The following is an 18,781-nucleotide window of genomic DNA, read 5'->3' as shown; positions in this document are numbered from 1 at the left end:
GAAGGTTCCTCTGCTTTACCTCGGTGCTGACGGAGGCGGCAAGCTTGGGCCGCGTCCTGAGGTATGGGGAGACTGTCACAAATGAAGATGGGCAACATGCTGCGACATGGCGTCGTGGCGGCCATCGCATGCGCGGGACTGATGGCTGGAACCATGGCCGCGGCACAGGATGCGTCGGTGGCCGGCAAGATCGAATGGGGCGTCTGGATTGATGCGGACGGCTGCCAGCACTGGTGGGCCGACGGTGGCACCGAAGGCTACATGGTGCCGCGCCGCGATCCCAAGACTGGCAAGCCGGTCTGCCTGAAGCAGACCAGCTGCCTGACGGAAAGCGCGGATACCTTCTTTGCCACGGCCAGCGCCGATCTGACGGCCTCGGGGCGTGAGGCGCTTGAGACCTTCTTCCGTCAGTCCGACGCCTTCTCGTACGCCATCGCCGGGCATACCGACAGCCGCGGATCGGACGCCGACAATCAGGCTTTGTCCGAGGCACGGGCCGCGACAGTGGCCGCCGTCGCCCGGTCGGTTGGCGCTGTGGTCGACAGCGAGGCAGGGTTTGGGGAAAGCCAGCCGGTCGCGTCGAATGGTACGGCATCCGGCATGGCGAAGAACCGCCGTGTCGAAGTTCTCTGCAAGAAGGGCTGAATGCGATGACGCTTGCAGATGAAACACTCATGTCTTCCACGGCCCCCCGGCGGGGCCTGAACATCGGGTTGGCGCTGGTTCTGGCAACCGGCCTGTCGGGCTGTGGCGGCCTGATCGAAGGGTTTGAGGGCACGGTTCCCTATTCCGGCCCGGATTCCATCATCGCCACGTCCGAGGATTATGGCCGCGACGATGTGGGCCTTGTCGATGGCGAGGCGGCCATCGCCTATGACCCCGACGGATGCCAGGTCTGGATCATCGACGACGGGATCGAGGGCTATTCCTCGCCACGTTTCGACCCCAAGACCGGATTGCCGATTTGCGACGGCAAATATCCCCCGGGCACGGTCCTTGGGGTTTATGAAACGTCGGATGCAGGTGTCAGGGATCGGGTTTCAGGCCCGGCCTCGGGACATTCCGCCGACTGACGGGCTTTCAGGCTGACAGGATCGGAAGGGGGGCAGCACAGCCGAGCCCCCCTTTTTTCAGCGCCGAAATCCGGTTGCCCGCGCATCCCGCCCTGTGCTGGCATCCCGTCAGCAGGCCCAACGGATGGGCTTTCGTCACAAAATCTGCACCAATCCGCACAAGACTTGGTGTAGGCAGCGGGTTTCGCTTGCCAGATGACGTGGCCGGCGGCAGTCTTGGTGCCAAGGCCCTTAACATAAGGAGCGCCCGTTGGGCATCAGCGCGCTGACCCCCCCGCCAAACCGGACTGCCGCCGAGGATATTGTGGAAACTCTCCTCGAATTCCCGGACAACCGATTGCTGATCGATCTTTGCGGCGAATTTGACCGCAATCTCGCGCAGATCGAACACCAGATGGGGGTGCACATCCTGCGACGCGGCAACCGTCTGGCCGTAATCGGCGACAAGGCGTCACGCGAACAGGCGGCGGCAGTTCTTCGGTCGCTTTACGCACGGCTCGAATCGGGGCGCGGCGTGGTGGCCGGCGATATCGACGGGGCGCTCCGCATGGGTCGCCCGGTGGGCGATGCCGAGGGCGCCGAACAGATCGAGCTGTTCTCCACCGGGATGGAATTGCGCACCCGGAAGAAACCGATCGAGCCGCGGACCGAGGCGCAGAAGGCCTATGTCGCCAATCTGTTCGCCAATGAACTGGGCTTCGGGATCGGCCCGGCCGGCACGGGCAAGACCTATCTCGCGGTGGCGGTCGGGGTGACGATGTTCATCTCGGGCGCGGTGGAAAAGATCATCCTGTCGCGCCCTGCGGTCGAAGCGGGCGAACGGCTTGGCTTCCTTCCCGGCGACATGAAGGAGAAGGTCGATCCCTACATGCAGCCGCTTTATGACGCGCTGAACGATTTCCTGCCGTCGAAACAGGTGCAGAAGCTGCTTGAGGAAAAGCGGATCGAGATTGCGCCGCTGGCCTTCATGCGCGGGCGGACGCTGTCCAACGCTTTCGTGGTGCTGGACGAAGCCCAGAACGCGACAGCGATGCAGATGAAGATGTTCCTGACCCGTCTGGGCGAAGGCAGCCGGATGGTGGTGACTGGCGACCGCACCCAGGTTGACCTGCCGCGCGGTACCCCCTCCGGTCTGGCCGAGGCCGAGCGGATCCTGCGGGGCGTCAAGGGGGTCAGCTTCAACTATTTCACGGCGAAAGACGTCGTGCGCCACCCGCTTGTCGCCCGCATCATCGGCGCCTACGAAGCGGACGAAAGCACCGGCTGATCCGGCGGTTTTCTCGCGGAGCGGCGTGCCGCCGCAAGCCTTCTCTCTCACAACCGCGCGAAGATGCGCGGTTGTGAGGCTGACGAGGGGCGCCGCCCCTCGAGCTCCCCGGAGTATTTGGAAATGAGCAAATGCGCTTGCTCTTTGCCAAATACTCTCAGGGGGTTTGGGGGCAGAATGCCCCCATCGGCCGCAGCCGGTTGGCGCGCGTCTTCGCGCGCCAGAGGCAAGGTGAAAGGCTTGCGCGCATGCGCCCTACTGGAAAACCGACCGTCTGGAAAACCGCCCGACGGGGTTGAGCGGGCGGTGACCGCAGGGTATGGCCTGCTGCATGGGCAATCTGGTCGACACGGTCATTGAGGAGGCGCGCTGGGACGGCTTTGGCCTTGACGCGCTGGCGGAGCGTGCCGGGCGCGCGGCCCTTGTCGGGCTTGGGTTGGTGCCCGATGGGTACGCCCTTTCCGTCATGGGCTGCGATGACGCGCGCATTGCCGGGTTGAATGCCGATTTCCGGGGCAAGCCCCAGCCCACCAATGTGCTGAGCTGGCCGTCCGAGGAACGGGGGGCGGAAGTCATCGGCGGTGCCCCCGATCTTCCCGAACCCGGTCCGGTGGAGGACCCCTGTTTTCTGGGGGATATCGCCATCGCCTGGGAAACCTGCGCCAGCGAGGCCGAGGCGCAAGGCAAGACCATGCCGGATCATGTGACGCATCTTCTGGTGCATGCGGTGTTGCATCTTCTGGGTCATGACCATGTCGAAGAGCCGGATGCCGCGCTAATGGAGGCGCTTGAAGTGCGGATACTTGCCAGCCTTGGGGTTTCTGACCCATATTAGCGCGGCACCCGCCGGACGGGTGTTTTCAGGACAAAGGAACCATGGGCAGTAGCATCGACGGGTCAGCCGCGGCGCAGGGCGCGCAAGACGGCTTGACTGATGAACCTCCGCCAGAAACCCCCCAGCGTGGGTTTTTCGGGCGACTCCTCTCCGCCTTCACCACATCTTCGGACGATTCCGACGCGTCAGCCCCCGATTCGGCTGGGGCGGCCTCGGCCGTTGCGGGGTCTGGGAGCCTGGCACCCGGCCTTGGCGCGCTGCGCCGAATGCGGGTGGACGATGTGGCGATGCCCAAGGCCGAGATCGTGGCTGTGCCCCTGGACATCGGCAAGGAGGAACTGGTCGAGGTTTTCCGCGAACATGGTTTCAGCCGGGTTCCGGTCTACAAGGGCACGTTGGACCATCCGCAGGGCCTGGTCCTGCTCAAGGACCTTGCGCTGCAGCATGGGTTCGGGGCCAGCGGCCGGTTCAGTCTGAAGCGGCTCTTGCGCCCGATCCTGTATGCGCCGCCCTCGATGCCGACCGGGGTTCTATTGCAGAAGATGCAAAAGGAACGCGTCCACATGGCGCTGGTGATCGACGAATATGGCGGGGTCGATGGGCTGGTCACCATCGAGGACCTGATCGAAACCGTGATCGGCGAGATCGAAGATGAGCATGACGAGGATGAAGGCGCGCTGTGGAAGGAAGAAAAGCCGGGGGTGATTCTGGCGCAATCGACCGCGCCGCTGGAAGAGATCGAGGCCGCCCTTGGCATCGCCCTGCGCACCGGCGAAGAGGATGAGGAAATCGACACGCTGGGCGGTCTGGTCTTTCTGCGGTCGGGCCGGGTTCCTGCGCGGGGGGAAGTTGTGGACCACGAAAGTGGTGTGCAGTTTGAAATCGTCGATGCCGACCCGCGCCGGATCAAGCGGCTGCGCGTGCGTCTGCCGGTGATCGGGGCAAGCGCGGCATGAGCCTTGGCTGACAGCTTGCAAGGCAGTCCGGGTCGTGCCGGGCTGCGGCTTTACGGATGGCGTCGGTTGCTTCTGGCGTTCGGCCTTGGGGCGGTCATCGCGCTTGGGCAGGCCCCGATAGGGTTCTGGTGGGCGAGCTTGGCCGGTTTGGCCGGTCTGGTCTGGCTGGTCTGTCTTGCCGAAGGAAGCCGCGCTGCCTTCTGGCTGGGCCTTGCCGCCGGGACCGGGCATTTTGGGCTGGCGCTGTCCTGGATTGTCGAGCCGTTCCTGATCGACATCGCCCGGCATGGCTGGATGGCACCCTTTGCGGTGGTGATCCTGTCCGCCGGGCTTGGCCTGTTCTGGGCGGTGGCGGCGGCTGTCGCGTGGCGGATGCCGGTCCCTGCGCTGGGATTTGTCGCCACCTTCACCGCGCTTGAAGGTCTGCGAGGGGTAGTGCTGACCGGCTTCCCTTGGTCGATGGTCGGGCATGTCTGGATCGGCACGCCGGTGGACCAACTGGCCGCAGCACTTGGGCCGTCCGGATTGACGCTGGTCACGGTCCTTGCCGCGGCCCTGCCGGTTCTGTGGCGGGGCAGGGGCTTGGTCGGGGCGGCCCTGCTGCTGGCAGTGGTGGCTGCGGCGGGGCACTGGCGTCTGTCCGCGCCCTTGCCCGAGGGGCCTGCGGGGACCGTCCGCCTTGTTCAGCCGAATGCCGAGCAGGCGCTCAAGTGGGATCAGGCATTGGCGGATGAGCATCTTGGCCGCCTCCTCGCCCTGACCGCCGAGGGGCAGGTGGCCGATCTGACGATCTGGCCCGAAACCGCGGTGCCCTATATGCTGGAATACGCCCCCTCCGTGGCCGGCATGGTGGCCCGGGCCAGCCAGGGCCGCCCGGTCGCGCTTGGCATCCAGCGTGAGGAGGCGGGGCGCAATTACAACAGCCTGCGCGTGCTGGAGGGGACGGGGGACGAACTGACCCGGTATGACAAGCACCATCTGGTGCCATTCGGCGAATATTTTCCCTTCGGCGATCTGGCCTATCGCTGGTTCGGGATCACGGCCTTTGCCGCCCAGTCCGGGGCCACCTATTCGGCCGGGCCGGGGCCGATGGTCCTTGATCTTGGCCCGCTTGGCCGCGTCCTGCCGCTGATCTGCTATGAGGCGGTCTTCCCCCGTCTGGTGAACGCAGCCCCCGAACGTGCGGACTGGATGCTGCAGATCACCAATGACGCGTGGTTCGGGGTCTGGACCGGGCCGTTCCAGCACTTCGCCCAGGCCCGGCTGCGGGCGGTGGAGCAGGGTCTGCCGCTTTTGCGCGTGGCCAATACCGGAGTCACGGCGGTGATTGATGCCCGGGGCCGCGTGCTGGACCAGTTGCCCTTCGGCACGATGGGGGTGCTGGACACCGCCATTCCCGGCGCACTGCCGCCCACGCCCTATGCGCGGTTCGGTGACGGGCCGGTCCTGCTGTTGCTGGCGGGCCTCGCCCTGCTGGCCTTGCGCCGGACGCGCGCTGGCGGGCATTGACGGCCTGCGCCCTGCCGTCTAGGGGATGGCATCTTGATCCCCCACAACGGCTTCCTGGCGTGGCGGGTTTGCACCAACGGAGCACTTTCCCAATGAACACCGCGACTGGCCGCCAAGATTATGTCTTCACTTCCGAGTCCGTCTCGGAAGGCCACCCCGACAAGGTTTGCGACCGCATCTCGGATGCCGTCCTTGACGCCTTCCTGACGGAAGAACCCAACGCCCGCGTTGCCTGCGAGACCTTCGCCACCACGAACCGCGTGGTCGTGGGCGGCGAGGTGGGCCTGTCCTCGAAAGAGGCGACCCATGGCATGATGTCCCGGATCGACGGGATCGTGCGCGACTGCGTGCGCGACATCGGCTATGAGCAGAAGAAGTTTCACTGGGAAAAGATCAAGGTCCACAACTACCTGCACGAACAATCGGCGCATATCGCGCAGGGCGTCGACAAGGATGGCGCGGGCGATCAGGGGATCATGTTCGGCTATGCCACGCTGGAAACGGCCGAGTATATGCCAGCCCCGATCCACTATGCCCACGCGATCCTGCGCCGCCTGACCGAGGCGCGGAAATCCGGCGCCGAACCCACCCTTGGGCCGGATGCGAAAAGCCAGCTGACGCTGCGCTATGCCAATGGCAAGCCGGTCGAAGTCACCTCGATCGTGCTGTCGACCCAGCACACGTCCAAGCGCCAGACCTCCAAGGTGATCCGCAAGATCGTGGAGCCCTATATCCGTGAAATCCTGCCCGAAGGCTGGATCACCCGGAAAACCGAATGGCATGTGAACCCGACCGGTACTTTCGTGATCGGCGGCCCGGATGGTGACGCGGGCCTGACCGGGCGCAAGATCATCGTGGACACCTATGGCGGGGCCGCCCCCCATGGTGGCGGCGCGTTTTCCGGCAAGGACCCGACCAAGGTCGACCGCTCCGCCGCTTACGCCGCGCGCTACCTGGCCAAGAACGTGGTCGCGGCGGGGCTGGCAGAACGTTGCACTCTGCAGGTTTCCTATGCGATCGGCGTGGCCAAGCCGCTGTCGATCTATGTGGATACCCACGGCACCGGCAAGGTGCCCGACTCAGTGATCGAAAAGGCCGTCGCCGAGGTGATGGACCTGACTCCGCGCGGCATCCGCACGCATCTTGACCTGAACCGCCCGATCTATTCCCGCACCTCGGCCTACGGCCACTTTGGCCGCGCGCCTGAGGCGGATGGCGGGTTCTCGTGGGAACGGACGGACCTTGTCGAGGCGTTGAAGAAAGCGGTCTGATGCTGCGCGATGCGGGCATCATGCTGGCGGCGGGGGTGGGAATTCCGATCCTCGCCGCGCTGAACGCCCAGCTTGGCGGCCGGATCGGCGCACCAATGGCAGCGGGCGTGGTTGCCATGTCGGTAGCGCTGGTGGTGGCGGTCGTCGCCGTGGCCGCGACCGGTCAGGCCCGTGCGCTGGCACTGGTGTCGGCGCAGCCGCTGTGGCTGCTCTTGGCCGGGGTGCTGATGGCCTTTTACCTCCTGTCGATCACCTGGATCGCCCCGCGCTTTGGCGTCGGGAATGCGATATTCTGTGTCCTCCTCGGCCAGATGGTCGCGGCGGCGGTGATCGACCATTTCGGCCTGTTCGGCGCGCGGGTTGTGTCGATGAACCTGCAGCGGCTGGCCGGGATCCTCGCGATGGCCGGCGGGTTGGTCCTGATCCAGCGGGCTTGACCGGAGCGCGGGCCTGGCTTACCCCGCCAGCCCATGACCGACCCCCTCCCCACCCAACGCAATTTCTATGGCCGTATCCGGGGCAAGACCCTGCGCGCCAGCCAGAAGGACTATCTGGCCGAAGACCTTGGCCCCCTGACCCTGCGCGGGGTCACGCGGGAGGATAACCCGTCGCGCTCCCCGCTGGACCTTGGCTTTGCCAAGGGTCCGCTCTGGTTGGAGGTCGGATTTGGCGGCGGCGAGCATCTGGTGCATATGGCCGCCGCGAATCCCGGCGTCACGCTGATCGGGGCCGAGCCCTTCGTGAACGGCATCGCGATGCTGCTTGGCAAGATCCGGGGCGCGGGGGTTGCGAACCTCTGGCTCCACCCCGGCGACGTGCGGGATCTGTTTGACGTGCTGCCGGATGGCTGCCTGTCAAAGGTGTTCCTGAACTACCCCGACCCATGGCCCAAGGCTCGCCACCACCGCCGCCGCTTCGTGACGCCGGAATACCTTTTGCCGCTGGCACTCAAGATGGCCCCCGGGGCGGAATTCCGGGTGGCGACCGACATTCCCGACTATGTCCGCCAGACCCTGGAGGAAGTGCCACCCGCCGGCTTCGATCTTGTCCATCAGGCCGGCGAGGGCGGCGCGTGGGATGACTGGCTTTCCACCCGCTACGAACAAAAGGCCCTGCGCGAAGGCCGGGCGCCCCATTACCTGACCTTCCGCAGGTGTGACCAAAAGGGTTGAGTATTTTCCAAGGAGCAATCCCAAGCCTTCTGCCCAGTGATTGCTCTTTACGAAATACTCCCCCCGGAGGGTCCGCCAGTGCGGCCCGAGCAGGCAGTGCAGGTGATGGACCGCGCCTGAAGCTTGCGCTATCAGGCGGGCGCAATGTGAAGGAGAGACGGATGTCCGGCCATGGTGAAGCGCAACCGATGAAAGCCCGCAAGTCGGGTCCCCTGCGCGGTGTGGCCGAGGTGCCGGGCGACAAGTCGATCAGCCACCGGTCCCTGATCTTTGGCGCGATGGCCGTGGGCGAGACGCGGATTTCGGGCCTTCTGGAAGGGCAGGACGTGCTGGACACTGCCAAGGCCATGCGGGCCTTCGGGGCGACTGTCACCCGGCATGGCGAGGGTGCCTGGACGGTCAACGGCGTCGGCGTCGGCGGGTTCCGGGAACCTGCGGATGTGATCGACTGCGGCAACTCGGGCACCGGGGTGCGGTTGATCATGGGGACGATGGCGACAACACCGATCACGGCGACCTTCACGGGCGATGCGTCGTTGCGGAAGCGGCCGATGGGGCGGGTGACCGACCCCTTGGCGCTGTTCGGCGCGCAGGCCTATGGGCGGCAGGGCGGACGGTTGCCGATGACTTTGGTCGGGGCGGCGAACCCGGTGCCGGTGCGTTATGCGCTGCCGGTGGCCAGTGCTCAGGTGAAGTCGGCGGTGCTGCTGGCCGGGCTGAATGCCCCCGGCGAGACGGTGGTGATCGAACGCGAGCCGACGCGGGACCATTCGGAGCGGATGCTGCTGGGGTTCGGGGCAAAGCTGTCGGTTGAAAAGACCAGCGAGGGGCATGTCATCACCCTGACCGGCCAGCCGGAGTTGCGGCCACAGGTCGTGGCGGTGCCGCGCGATCCGTCCAGCGCGGCGTTTCCGGTCTGCGCGGCGCTGATTGTTGAGGGGTCGGACATCCTCGTCCCCGGGGTCAGCCAGAACCTGACGCGGAACGGGCTGTATCTGACATTGGTCGAGATGGGGGCTGAGATCGAGTTTCAGAACCCCCGCGAGGAGGGCGGAGAGCCGGTTGCCGACCTGCGTGTGCGGTTCAGTGGGAACATGAAGGGAATCGAGGTGCCGCCAGAGCGGGCGCCATCGATGATCGACGAGTATCCCGTCCTGTCGGTCGTGGCGGCCTTTGCGACCGGCAAGACGGTCATGCGAGGTGTCAAGGAGTTGCGCGTCAAGGAGAGCGACCGGATCGACGCGATGGCGCGGGGGCTGGAGGCTTGTGGCGTGCGGATCGAGGAGGATGAGGATACGTTGATCGTCCATGGCATGGGGCCGGGCGGCGTGCCGGGGGGGGCCACCTGTGCCACCCACATTGACCACCGCATCGCGATGAGCTTTCTGGTCTGCGGGTTGGCCGCGAAGCAGCCGGTTTCGGTTGATGATGCCTCCCCCATCGCCACGTCCTTTCCGGTGTTCGAGGGGTTGATGCAGGGGCTGGGCGCCATGATCCAGCGGTCGAACCGGGCCTGAGGCAAGGCACCGGAGCCCAGACCGGGCGGGGTGTCCCGGGCCGGGACAGGCGGAGGAAGCGTTTCAGGTCAAAGGCTTGGCGGTGGCGTTCAAGAACCGTTAACCGTGGTGACGCAGGCACTGGATCAGGGTTGCCCTGCCGCAGCGGGCGGGATCAGTAGTCCATCGCCATTTTGTCGCCCGGGCAGCGGCCAAGCGCGTCGGCGGCCCAGTCGAGCAACATCGCCTCGCGAAACTCACCCTTCTGGCGCAACCAGCTGGTCTGGAGACGGTAGGCTTCCCGCTCCAACTCGCCCTCACACCTGACGTGCAACTGCGCGCCGGACCGGTACTGCGCGGCATGGACCAGTTCGTGCAAAAGATAGCTGCGGCCAAGAGTGCTATCGGTATCCAGATCGTGGGCGAGCAGGATGTGCCCGGTTGCGGGGATAAAGGCCCCGACCTGAGACCGCAGCGCTGGCACGGATGCAAGGAGGTCAGACCTGTCAACCGTCGGGCAGTCCGATGGCACCGAATAACCGCCCTCGGCTTCGATGAAGGTCAGAAGGTCGCCCATGCCAGCACAGGACCCTGCCAAGGCGGGCGGGGCAAGGCAAAGGGACAGGGCGAGAGCGGCTGCAGAGGATCTCATACAGATCAGGATGGCCGTCACAAAAGTTTTGTAAAGAAATGCATCACCCACGGCGGCGCTTTTTGCGATTCGGGGTGCCGAGTGATGCAGACTTGGGCCGAGGCCGCCGCTTTGCGTCAGCCAAGGGGAAGTCCTTCCCCTCTTTTCCTGCGGCGCGTTTCCACATACCTCCATCAGGCACATGATGGCGGCAGGGCGGGCGGATGATCTTCACGGTGGCGATTGACGGGCCGGCAGCGGCGGGCAAAGGCACGATCAGCCGCGCGGTGGCCGAACGCTTCGGGTTCCGGCATCTGGACACGGGGCTGTTGTACCGGGCCGTCGGGGTCAAGGGCGGTGATCCGGTGGCTGCCGCGCGGGGGCTGACCGCGGATGACATGAACCGGCCGGGGCTGCGCACGCTTGAGGCGGGGCAGGCGGCGTCCCGCGTGGCGGCGATCCCCGAAGTCAGGGCCGCCTTGGTGGAGTTTCAGCGCCGGTTCGCCCGCAGTGAAGGCGGCGCGGTGCTGGACGGGCGCGACATCGGCACAGTGATCTGCCCGGAGGCCGAGGTAAAGCTGTACGTCACCGCCAGCGCGCAGGTTCGCGCGCACCGGCGCTGGCTGGAGGTGGGCGGCGATGAGGCGCAGGTTCTGGCCGAAGTGCGCGAGCGGGACGCGCGCGACATGGGGCGGGCGGATGCCCCCCTGAAGGCGGCGGAAGATGCGGTGGTGATCGACACCAGCGACCTTGGGATTGATGCAGCGGTGGACGCGGCCTGTGCCATTGTCGCGGCACGGCTGCGGGGCTGATCCGACCGGCTGTGGGTCTTTTCCCGGACCGCTCGCCGGTCCGCTCGTCGATGACTTCGTCACTCCTCGCGGGCGGGGCGACGTGCTGTCCGACGAGAAGACGAAGTCGCGCGAGGAGGGGGCGCCGGGCAGCCCCGCTTTTCCTTGCCTCACCTGCGCAATGGGGCTATAGGCCCCGCATCCGATGGGAGTCGCCGCATGGTCCGGTTTGCCGGGTCATGGGCTTTTTCGTTCGGAACCCAACCGAAAGACCGGCGGAGCCAACCGCATGGCCAGTGACAACCAAGCAAAGGAAACTGATCTATATGTGCGCTAAAGCAACCATGGAAGACTTCGAAGCCCTGTTGAAGGAAAGCTTCGAAATGGACACGCCCGAAGAGGGCACTGTCGTCAAAGGCCGCGTCATTGCCATCGAGGCAGGCCAGGCGATCATCGATGTCGGCTACAAGATGGAAGGCCGCATCGACCTGAAAGAATTCGCAAACCCCGGCGAGGCCCCGACGATCAACGTCGGCGATACGGTCGAGGTTTATCTGGACCGCGTGGAAAACGCCCGTGGGGAAGCCCAGATCAGCCGTGAAAAGGCCCGCCGCGAGGAAGCCTGGGATCGTCTGGAAAAAGCCTATGCCAGCGAACTGCGCGTCGATGGCGCGATCTTTGGCCGGGTCAAGGGTGGCTTCACGGTCGACCTTGGTGGCGCTGTGGCGTTCCTGCCGGGTTCTCAAGTTGACGTCCGCCCTGTGCGTGACGCTGGCCCGCTGATGGGCATGAAGCAGCCGTTCCAGATCCTGAAAATGGACCGTCGCCGTGGCAACATCGTTGTCTCGCGCCGTGCGATCCTGGAAGAATCGCGTGCCGAACAGCGCGCCGAAGTCATCGGCAACCTGACCGAAGGTCAGACGGTCGACGGCGTGGTCAAGAACATCACCGAATACGGTGCGTTCGTGGACCTTGGCGGTGTTGACGGCCTGCTGCACGTGACCGACATGGCTTGGCGTCGCGTCAACCACCCGTCGGAAATCCTTGCCATTGGTGAGACTGTCAAAGTGCAGGTCATCAAGATCAACAAGGAAACCCACCGCATCAGCCTGGGCATGAAGCAGCTGCAGTCCGATCCGTGGGATGCCGTTGAAAAGATGTATGCCTTGGGAACGGTCCACAAAGGCCGCGTGACCAACATCACCGATTACGGCGCCTTCGTGGAGCTGGAAGCCGGTGTCGAAGGTCTGGTCCACGTTTCGGAAATGTCCTGGACCAAGAAGAACGTGCACCCCGGCAAGATCGTCTCCACCTCGCAGGAAGTGGACGTCATGGTGCTGGAGATCGATTCTGCCAAGCGTCGGGTCAGCCTTGGCCTGAAGCAGACGCAGCGCAACCCGTGGGAAGTCTTTGCGGAAACGCATCCCGTGGGCAGCCAGATCGAAGGCGAAGTCAAGAACATCACCGAATTCGGTCTGTTCGTCGGCCTCGACAACGACATCGACGGCATGGTCCACCTTTCGGACCTGTCGTGGGACCAGCGTGGCGAAGACGCGATCCAGAACTACCGCAAGGGCGACACGGTGCATGCCGCTGTCACCGAAGTGGACGTCGAGAAGGAGCGTATCTCGCTCTCCATCAAGGCGCTGGGCGAGGACAACTTCTCGGACGCGGTTGATGGCGTGAAGCGGGGCGGGATCATCACCGTCACCGTGACCGCGATCGAAGAGGGTGGCATCGAGGTGGAATACAACGGCGCCAAGTCGTTCATCCGCCGCAGCGACCTGAGCCGTGACCGTGCAGACCAGCGCCCGGAGCGGTTCCAGATCGGCGACCACATCGACGTGCGCGTGACCAACATCGACCCGAAGACCCGCAAGCTGGGCCTGTCGATCAAGGCGCGCGAGATCGCGGAAGAGAAGGAAGCGGTCGAACAGTATGGCTCGTCCGATTCGGGTGCGTCGCTGGGCGATATCCTTGGCGCCGCGCTCAAGGACCGCAGCTAAGCCCTGACGCCGGGTTGAGAATGGAAAGGCCTCGCATCAGTGCGGGGCCTTTTTGTTGGCGGCAACCGGCCAAGTCCCGGTTTTTGTTTGTCACGGGCCAAGACCTGTCGCTATAGTCCTGTGAGAACAAGAGCGTGGCGGCCGCTGCCGGTTTGAACACCATGGCCGAACCACTAGGGGGACATAGGGATGATCCGGTCTGAACTGATCCAGAAGATCGCGGATGAGAACCCGCATTTGACCCAGCGCCACGTCGAGCGGATCGTGAACACGGTCTTCGAAGAGATCATCGATGCGCTGGCGAAAGGCGACCGGGTGGAACTGCGCGGGTTCGGCGCGTTCTCGGTCAAGGCGCGGGATGCCCGGCTGGGGCGCAATCCGCGGACTGGAGAGGCGGTCAAGGTCGATGACAAGAAGGTCCCCTTCTTCAAGACCGGCAAATTGCTGCGCGACCGGCTGAACAGCAAGTAACCGCTGGCGCGGTGGGTGGCGTCGGCTTGCGTCCGGGCGGGATCGGAATGATACTGCGGGACCAGCCCGGAGGCCCTGTCGGATGATCCGTTACCTGAGACTTGTCGTGATCGGCCTGCTTGGCCTTTCCCTTTTGACTGTTGCCCTTGCGAACCGTGCTCCGGTCGAGGTGCGGCTGTTGCCGGGTGATCTGGCGGCGTTGACCGGGCTGACCTGGGCCATGGAACTGCCGCTGTTTCTGGTGATCTTTGCAGGCATCCTTGCGGGCGTGCTGATCGGCTTTGTCTGGGAATGGCTGCGTGAGACGGGCATTCGCAGCACGGCAAGCGCCAAGGCCCGCGAAGTGGCGCGGCTGGAGCGGGAGCTGGCGGCCCTGCGGGGGCGGAATGACCAAGGCGAACAGGACGACGTGCTCGCGCTGCTGGACCGGCCTTCGGGCAAGTGATGCAGGACGTGCGGGTCAAGATCTGCGGTCTGCGGACTGAAGCCGACGTGGCGGCCGTTGCACGGGCCGGGGCTGCCTATGCGGGCTTTGTGTTCTTTCCCAAAAGCCCGCGCCACCTGACGCTGGAGGTTGCACGAACGCTTGCGCTGGGCGCGCCGGATGGCTTGTGCAAGGTGGCGCTGGTGGTCGATACCGATGACGCGGCGCTGGATGCGCTGGTCGAGGCGGTGCCGCTGGACATGTTGCAGCTGCATGGCCACGAAAGCCCGGAGCGGGTCGCCGCTGTCAAGGCGCGCTACGGGTTGCCGGTGATGAAGGCGATGGGCGTGGCGGATGAGGGTGATCTGGCCGGGCTGCTGGAGATGAGCCTGGTCGCCGACCAGCTTTTGATCGACGCCAAGCCGCCGAAGGGCGCGGACTTGCCGGGGGGCAACGGGCTGGCCTTCGACTGGCGGTTGCTGGTCGGGCGCAAGTGGCTGCGGCCATGGATGCTGGCTGGTGGGCTGACGCCGGACAACGTGGCGCAGGCGGTGCGGCTGACCGGGGCGCGGCAGGTGGATGTGTCTTCGGGTGTGGAGCTGTCGCCGGGGGTCAAGGACCCCGCCAAAATCGCCGCCTTTGTCGAGGCCGCTCAAGGCGTGCGCGGCGGCGTGCCGATCCTGCGTTAATCAAATGGAGCGGCCGCCCGAAAGGGGGCGGCCGCAAGTCTTTGCCTCGCCCTTGGCGCGCCGGGCGCGCCAGGGGCTTGGGTTTCCCAGCTTTACATTGCTGGCAGGATGGTCAGGTCACGGATCGGCGCGTCGGCACCAGTAACCATCCAGGACGCGGTGACAGCGCCGGTGGCCAGATCGACGGTGTGAATCCCGCCGTTCGCGGCCAACCATGCGGTGTTTGTGCCGTCCGCCGTGGTGGCGACGTCAAAGCCGACCGGGCCTTCCAGCGCCACGCCAAGCTTGCCGATGGCGGCCAGGGTGCCGTCATTCGGCGCGGTTTGCTGGATCAGGCCGGAAATCGTGGCGTCGATGTTGAACATCGCGGTCTTTTCCGGCTTGCCATAGCTGTTGGTATAGGCGGCGGCGACGATGTTCGGCGCTTCGCCGGCATGCATATCCTCGGCCACAAAAGCCAGCGCGCCATCAACGGTGACTTCGCCGGTATCGACGTTCACGCGGTGGTTGGTAGTGCCGGTCATGTAGCGCAGACGGTCCGCCGCCGGGTTGAAATCGACCACCACCGGAGTGTCGGCCAGCGGCAGGGGGGTGGCCATGGTGGCAATCTCGGTCACGGCACCGGTGGCGGGATCGATCTCGACGATGGCTTGCGCGTCGGTCACGCCGTAAAGCTTGCCGTTGCCGGGGCGCAGGTCGATGCCAAGCAGGCTGGTGACGCCCTGAACCTCGACCGTGGCGGTGACTGTGGCTGTGGCGGTGTCGATCGTCAGAAGCGTGCGATCACCGGTCAGCGCGATGGCGGTTTCGGCGGCGGCGGGCAGGGCGGTGCCTGCAAGCAGGGCAGCAGTGGCAAGAATGCGCATCGTAATCTCCTTGATAGGATGGTTGCGATGGCAGGTACGGAGCGCGGAGCGGGTAAGTTGCAGCAGGTCTGATCACGAAACCGTCAGGCGTGGGACACGATTTCTTGGAAGAAATCGTGCCGGAGCCTTTGAAGGCTCCGGTCCGGAGTTTTCGAAAACTCCGGTGCGACGCAGGGGGACCTTTCCCCACGGCTGCAATGGCGCTACATCCTTGCGCAACACCAAGGGGGATGCGCGATGGCCGAAGACGGGTTGAACAGCTTCATGACGGGACCGGACGAACAGGGCCGGTTCGGGCTTTTTGGCGGGCGGTTCGTTTCCGAAACGCTGATGCCGCTGATCCTTGAACTGGAAGAGCGGTATGAGCATGCCAAGACCGACCCGAGTTTCTGGGCCGAGATGGAGGATCTCTGGAAGCATTACGTCGGCCGCCCGTCGCCCCTGTATTTCGCGCCGCGGCTGACCGAGCATCTGGGCGGTGCCAAGGTCTACATGAAGCGCGATGAGCTGAACCATACGGGTGCCCATAAGATCAACAACGTGCTGGGCCAGATCATTCTGGCGCGGCGGATGGGCAAGACCCGGATCATCGCCGAAACCGGCGCGGGGCAGCACGGGGTGGCGACGGCGACGGTCTGCGCCAAGTTCGGACTGCAATGCGTGGTCTACATGGGTGCCCATGACGTGGAGCGGCAGGCGCCGAACGTGTTCCGGATGAAGCTGCTGGGGGCGGAGGTCATTCCGGTGACCAGCGGCCGGGGTACGCTCAAGGACGCGATGAACGATGCGCTGCGCGACTGGGTGACCAATGTGCGCGACACGTTCTACTGCATCGGCACGGTGGCGGGGCCGCATCCCTACCCGGCGATGGTGCGGGACTTCCAAAGCATCATCGGCAAGGAAGTGCGCTGGCAATTGGCGGAACAGGAAGGCGAGGGGCGTCTGCCCGACACGCTGGTCGCGGCCATCGGTGGCGGATCGAACGCCATGGGGCTGTTTTACCCGTTCCTTGACGACCCGTCGGTGAACATTCTTGGGGTCGAAGCGGGCGGCAAGGGCGTCGATGACCGGATGGAACATTGCGCCAGCCTGACCGGGGGGCGTCCCGGCGTGCTGCACGGGAACCGCACCTATCTGTTGCAGGACGCGGACGGGCAGATCCTTGAGGGGTTCTCGATCTCGGCCGGGCTGGATTATCCCGGGATCGGGCCGGAGCATTCCTGGCTGCATGACATCGGCCGGGCGAAATACGTCAGCATCACCGATGCCGAGGCGCTGGAGGCGTTCCAGATGTGCTGCAAGCTGGAGGGAATCATCCCGGCGCTGGAGCCTTCGCATGCGCTGGCGCAGGTGATGAAGATCGCGCCCACCCTGCCGCGCGACCATATCATCGTGATGAACATGTGCGGCCGGGGCGACAAGGACATCTTCACGGTGGCCAAACACCTTGGCCAGGACATGAAGGTCTGAGGTTTGGCACGGTCCGGGCGGCAGAACTGCCGTCCGGGGGGCTGGCCGCCCATCTTTGGCCGAATCCATCATAAACTTCGGTTTAGGCGTGCTGGCGGAAGGTTTATTTCCCCGGCCCTAAACCCATGGCGAATGGAATGGTCCGCCATTTCTTGCGTTTCCTGATTGCACTTGATGCATCCCGGCGGGCTTTGCCGGGCAACCATGGACAGGGCTGCCGCACAGGGCACCCCCTACGGAAAGGAAACGAAGATGAAGGCAAGAACCCGGCTGATGATGTTCACCGCGGTGGCGGCGGTGTCGGCCAACATGGCCCTGGCGGCGATTGACCCACAGGGGCTGGCGGACGCCTATGTGGCCGAAGGCTACAGCTATGTCGAGGTCAAGACCGGCCCGACCCAGACCAAGCTTGAGGCGGTCAAGGGCGACCGGAAGGTCGAAGTGACCTATGACAACGCCAGCGGCGAGGTGATCAAATCGGAATTCGAGAGTGCCGACTCTGAATACATCGGCCGGACCGGGGTCGAGATCGACACGTCGGACGACGACTTCGAAGACGATGACAGCGACGACGACAGTGACGACGACAACGATGACAGTGATGACGACAGCGATGATGACAGCGATCATGGCCCCGACCATGACGACGACGACGATGATGACGATGATGATGACGACGATGACGACGACGACGATGATGACGACGACGATGACGATGATGATGACGATGATGGCGGCAGCAGCGACGACTAAGCTCCGGGGCTAGACCCGGCTGGGGCCCCGGCTTGCCGGGGCCCCTTGGCTGGCGCATAGTCTGCAGCAAGCGGAAGGTGGGACATGAGATGAAACGCCGGGACTTCCTGGCCGGGGGGATTGCAGGTCTGGCGGCGGCGACGTCGGCTGATGCGAAGGATTTTGTGTCCGGCATCATCGACCAGTTGCGCGGCCAGGGCTTTCAGACCGTGCTGGAAGAACGCACTCTGCTTGGCCGGGTGCGGATCACCGCTGCCCGCAACGATGGCCAGCGCGAGATCATCGTCAACCCGCGCACGGGCGAGATCCTGCGTGACTTGTGGACGCCGGGGTCGGGCGGGGTCGCGCGGATCGACATCATCGATGACAAGTCTGGCAAGCGTCGTGACGACGACGACGACCAAGACGATGATGATGATGACGACGACGACGATGATGACGACGACGATGGCGGCAACAGCGGCAGTGGCGGCGGCGACGGCGACGATGACGACGATGATGATGATGACGACGATGATGACGACGATGACGATGACGACGACGATGATTGATCCCGCCGGTCATCGGGTCCCTGATTGAAACGCGCGGCGCCCTTTCTGGCGATCTTCGTCATTCAGGCGATCTGTGCCTTTTTCTTTGTCTCTGACATCCTGTCATCGGTGCTGGGCATCCGAACCACCCCGATCAGCTGGGAAATGCGCGAGTTTCTGGAGATCGGCGCCGCCATCGGGTTGGTGCTGGGGGTGATCGTCGGCGGCCTGATGCTGCGCCGGGCGTTGCGCGACCGCAACCGCGCCGAAGAACGTCTGCGCCGCGCCTCGGGGGCGTTCATGGTGCTGCTGGAGGAGCGGTTTGCCGAATGGGGGCTGACCCCGTCGGAACGCGACGTGGCGCTGTTTTCGATCAAGGGCATGTCTACGGCGGAAATCGCAGCGCTGCGCACGACCAGCGAAGGCACTGTCAAGGCGCAGACCAACGCGATCTATCGCAAGGCGGGTGTCACCGGGCGGCCGCAGCTTCTTAGCCTGTTCATCGATGACCTGATGCGCGATGACGGGACGATTCGGGCGGCGGCCAACGGTGGGCGGACCGCAGCCTGAC

At 64.9% G+C, this 18,781-nt stretch carries 21 protein-coding genes and 1 riboswitch; of the genes, 19 read left to right on the top strand and 2 right to left on the bottom strand.

The window, feature by feature from the left end:
- The first annotated feature begins 81 nt into the window (after window positions 1–81).
- The 10 genes from EI545_RS06170 to aroA all read left to right on the top strand — a co-directional run bounded on the left by EI545_RS06170 (window position 82) and on the right by aroA (window position 9,600).
- On the top strand, window positions 82–645 hold the full coding sequence (locus EI545_RS06170; protein ID WP_125324655.1) for an OmpA family protein: 564 nt from the start codon (window positions 82–84) through the stop codon (window positions 643–645).
- Window positions 646–650: 5 nt separating this feature from the next.
- Window positions 651–1,073, top strand: a complete 423-nt coding sequence (locus tag EI545_RS06165) for a hypothetical protein (RefSeq protein ID WP_125324654.1) — start codon at window positions 651–653, stop codon at window positions 1,071–1,073.
- Between the two features lie 250 nt (window positions 1,074–1,323).
- Complete coding sequence (locus EI545_RS06160) at window positions 1,324–2,340, top strand: PhoH family protein (protein WP_125324653.1); 1,017 nt, start codon at window positions 1,324–1,326, stop codon at window positions 2,338–2,340.
- Window positions 2,341–2,671: 331 nt separating this feature from the next.
- A complete protein-coding gene (gene ybeY / locus EI545_RS06155) occupies window positions 2,672–3,175 on the top strand; it encodes an rRNA maturation RNase YbeY (RefSeq protein ID WP_125324652.1) in 504 nt (167 codons plus the stop codon).
- A 41-nt stretch (window positions 3,176–3,216) separates the two neighbouring features.
- On the top strand, window positions 3,217–4,131 hold the full coding sequence (locus tag EI545_RS06150) for a transporter associated domain-containing protein (RefSeq protein ID WP_125324651.1): 915 nt from the start codon (window positions 3,217–3,219) through the stop codon (window positions 4,129–4,131).
- Window positions 4,132–4,134: 3 nt separating this feature from the next.
- Window positions 4,135–5,640: an apolipoprotein N-acyltransferase gene (gene lnt, locus EI545_RS06145; protein WP_245990312.1), complete on the top strand. Its 1,506-nt coding sequence runs from the start codon at window positions 4,135–4,137 to the stop codon at window positions 5,638–5,640.
- Between the two features lie 35 nt (window positions 5,641–5,675).
- Window positions 5,676–5,724: riboswitch (SAM-SAH riboswitch) on the top strand.
- 8 nt (window positions 5,725–5,732) lie between these two features.
- Entirely contained in the window at window positions 5,733–6,911 is a 1,179-nt protein-coding gene (gene metK / locus EI545_RS06140; RefSeq protein WP_125324650.1) for a methionine adenosyltransferase, read from the top strand.
- Window positions 6,911–7,348, top strand: a complete 438-nt coding sequence (locus EI545_RS06135; RefSeq protein ID WP_125324649.1) for a DMT family transporter — start codon at window positions 6,911–6,913, stop codon at window positions 7,346–7,348. The genes metK and EI545_RS06135 overlap by 1 nt, the downstream gene beginning before the upstream one ends.
- A gap of 33 nt (window positions 7,349–7,381) precedes the next feature.
- Window positions 7,382–8,083: a tRNA (guanine(46)-N(7))-methyltransferase TrmB gene (gene trmB, locus EI545_RS06130; RefSeq protein ID WP_125324648.1), complete on the top strand. Its 702-nt coding sequence runs from the start codon at window positions 7,382–7,384 to the stop codon at window positions 8,081–8,083.
- A gap of 161 nt (window positions 8,084–8,244) precedes the next feature.
- Window positions 8,245–9,600, top strand: coding sequence for a 3-phosphoshikimate 1-carboxyvinyltransferase (aroA, locus tag EI545_RS06125; protein ID WP_125324647.1), 1,356 nt, complete (start codon window positions 8,245–8,247; stop codon window positions 9,598–9,600).
- A gap of 154 nt (window positions 9,601–9,754) precedes the next feature.
- Here aroA and EI545_RS06120 read toward each other — a convergent pair whose 3' ends face one another.
- Window positions 9,755–10,231, bottom strand: a complete 477-nt coding sequence (locus EI545_RS06120; protein ID WP_125324646.1) for a DUF6647 family protein — start codon at window positions 10,229–10,231, stop codon at window positions 9,755–9,757.
- Window positions 10,232–10,434: 203 nt separating this feature from the next.
- On the opposite strand from EI545_RS06120, the gene EI545_RS06115 reads away from it, so the two are divergent.
- The 5 genes from EI545_RS06115 to EI545_RS06095 all read left to right on the top strand — a co-directional run bounded on the left by EI545_RS06115 (window position 10,435) and on the right by EI545_RS06095 (window position 14,591).
- Window positions 10,435–11,022 carry a (d)CMP kinase gene (locus EI545_RS06115; RefSeq protein ID WP_125324645.1) on the top strand — a complete coding sequence of 196 codons (588 nt, stop codon included), beginning with the start codon at window positions 10,435–10,437 and terminating at the stop codon, window positions 11,020–11,022.
- 305 nt (window positions 11,023–11,327) lie between these two features.
- Window positions 11,328–13,007 (top strand): 30S ribosomal protein S1, encoded by a 1,680-nt coding sequence (gene rpsA / locus EI545_RS06110; protein WP_125324644.1) that lies wholly within the window; start codon window positions 11,328–11,330, stop codon window positions 13,005–13,007.
- Between the two features lie 189 nt (window positions 13,008–13,196).
- On the top strand, window positions 13,197–13,478 hold the full coding sequence (gene ihfB, locus EI545_RS06105) for an integration host factor subunit beta (protein ID WP_125324643.1): 282 nt from the start codon (window positions 13,197–13,199) through the stop codon (window positions 13,476–13,478).
- A gap of 82 nt (window positions 13,479–13,560) precedes the next feature.
- Entirely contained in the window at window positions 13,561–13,923 is a 363-nt protein-coding gene (locus EI545_RS06100; protein WP_125324642.1) for a lipopolysaccharide assembly protein LapA domain-containing protein, read from the top strand.
- Window positions 13,923–14,591, top strand: a complete 669-nt coding sequence (locus tag EI545_RS06095; RefSeq protein WP_125324641.1) for a phosphoribosylanthranilate isomerase — start codon at window positions 13,923–13,925, stop codon at window positions 14,589–14,591. Before EI545_RS06100 ends, EI545_RS06095 begins: the two co-directional genes overlap by 1 nt.
- Window positions 14,592–14,683: 92 nt before the next feature.
- Here the strand turns inward: EI545_RS06095 and EI545_RS06090 are convergent, their stop codons facing one another.
- Window positions 14,684–15,457 carry a DUF4394 domain-containing protein gene (locus EI545_RS06090; RefSeq protein WP_125324640.1) on the bottom strand — a complete coding sequence of 258 codons (774 nt, stop codon included), beginning with the start codon at window positions 15,455–15,457 and terminating at the stop codon, window positions 14,684–14,686.
- 237 nt (window positions 15,458–15,694) lie between these two features.
- Here EI545_RS06090 and trpB point away from each other — a divergent pair, with 237 nt between their 5' ends.
- From trpB to EI545_RS06070, 4 genes are all read left to right on the top strand, one after another.
- Entirely contained in the window at window positions 15,695–16,927 is a 1,233-nt protein-coding gene (trpB, locus tag EI545_RS06085) for a tryptophan synthase subunit beta (RefSeq protein ID WP_125324639.1), read from the top strand.
- A gap of 252 nt (window positions 16,928–17,179) precedes the next feature.
- Window positions 17,180–17,680 carry a PepSY domain-containing protein gene (locus tag EI545_RS06080; protein WP_125324638.1) on the top strand — a complete coding sequence of 167 codons (501 nt, stop codon included), beginning with the start codon at window positions 17,180–17,182 and terminating at the stop codon, window positions 17,678–17,680.
- An 89-nt stretch (window positions 17,681–17,769) separates the two neighbouring features.
- Window positions 17,770–18,231 carry a PepSY domain-containing protein gene (locus tag EI545_RS21335; protein WP_164517160.1) on the top strand — a complete coding sequence of 154 codons (462 nt, stop codon included), beginning with the start codon at window positions 17,770–17,772 and terminating at the stop codon, window positions 18,229–18,231.
- Between the two features lie 24 nt (window positions 18,232–18,255).
- Window positions 18,256–18,780, top strand: a complete 525-nt coding sequence (locus EI545_RS06070) for a helix-turn-helix transcriptional regulator (RefSeq protein ID WP_125324636.1) — start codon at window positions 18,256–18,258, stop codon at window positions 18,778–18,780.
- The last annotated feature ends 1 nt before the right edge of the window (window position 18,781 follow it).

The organism is Tabrizicola piscis (assembly GCF_003940805.1).
Lineage (GTDB): Bacteria > Pseudomonadota > Alphaproteobacteria > Rhodobacterales > Rhodobacteraceae > Tabrizicola > Tabrizicola piscis.
Note: the sequence above shows the minus strand (reverse complement) of the source record. Positions and strands in the feature narration are given on the sequence as shown.

Excerpts from the sequence above, each read along its gene's own strand:
- ybeY (WP_125324652.1), top strand. The coding sequence starts at position 2,672 with ATGGGCAATCTGGTCGACACGGTCATTGAGGAGGCGCGCTGGGACGGC.
- EI545_RS06120 (WP_125324646.1), bottom strand. The coding sequence starts at position 10,231 with ATGAGATCCTCTGCAGCCGCTCTCGCCCTGTCCCTTTGCCTTGCCCCG.
- rpsA (WP_125324644.1), top strand. The coding sequence starts at position 11,328 with ATGTGCGCTAAAGCAACCATGGAAGACTTCGAAGCCCTGTTGAAGGAA.
- metK (WP_125324650.1), top strand. The coding sequence starts at position 5,733 with ATGAACACCGCGACTGGCCGCCAAGATTATGTCTTCACTTCCGAGTCC.
- EI545_RS06090 (WP_125324640.1), bottom strand. The coding sequence starts at position 15,457 with ATGCGCATTCTTGCCACTGCTGCCCTGCTTGCAGGCACCGCCCTGCCC.
- EI545_RS06115 (WP_125324645.1), top strand. The coding sequence starts at position 10,435 with ATGATCTTCACGGTGGCGATTGACGGGCCGGCAGCGGCGGGCAAAGGC.
- trpB (WP_125324639.1), top strand. The coding sequence starts at position 15,695 with ATGGCCGAAGACGGGTTGAACAGCTTCATGACGGGACCGGACGAACAG.
- EI545_RS06135 (WP_125324649.1), top strand. The coding sequence starts at position 6,911 with ATGCTGCGCGATGCGGGCATCATGCTGGCGGCGGGGGTGGGAATTCCG.
- EI545_RS21335 (WP_164517160.1), top strand. The coding sequence starts at position 17,770 with ATGAAACGCCGGGACTTCCTGGCCGGGGGGATTGCAGGTCTGGCGGCG.
- EI545_RS06100 (WP_125324642.1), top strand. The coding sequence starts at position 13,561 with ATGATCCGTTACCTGAGACTTGTCGTGATCGGCCTGCTTGGCCTTTCC.
- EI545_RS06170 (WP_125324655.1), top strand. The coding sequence starts at position 82 with ATGAAGATGGGCAACATGCTGCGACATGGCGTCGTGGCGGCCATCGCA.
- EI545_RS06080 (WP_125324638.1), top strand. The coding sequence starts at position 17,180 with ATGAAGGCAAGAACCCGGCTGATGATGTTCACCGCGGTGGCGGCGGTG.
- trmB (WP_125324648.1), top strand. The coding sequence starts at position 7,382 with ATGACCGACCCCCTCCCCACCCAACGCAATTTCTATGGCCGTATCCGG.
- EI545_RS06150 (WP_125324651.1), top strand. The coding sequence starts at position 3,217 with ATGGGCAGTAGCATCGACGGGTCAGCCGCGGCGCAGGGCGCGCAAGAC.
- aroA (WP_125324647.1), top strand. The coding sequence starts at position 8,245 with ATGTCCGGCCATGGTGAAGCGCAACCGATGAAAGCCCGCAAGTCGGGT.
- EI545_RS06095 (WP_125324641.1), top strand. The coding sequence starts at position 13,923 with ATGCAGGACGTGCGGGTCAAGATCTGCGGTCTGCGGACTGAAGCCGAC.
- ihfB (WP_125324643.1), top strand. The coding sequence starts at position 13,197 with ATGATCCGGTCTGAACTGATCCAGAAGATCGCGGATGAGAACCCGCAT.
- EI545_RS06165 (WP_125324654.1), top strand. The coding sequence starts at position 651 with ATGACGCTTGCAGATGAAACACTCATGTCTTCCACGGCCCCCCGGCGG.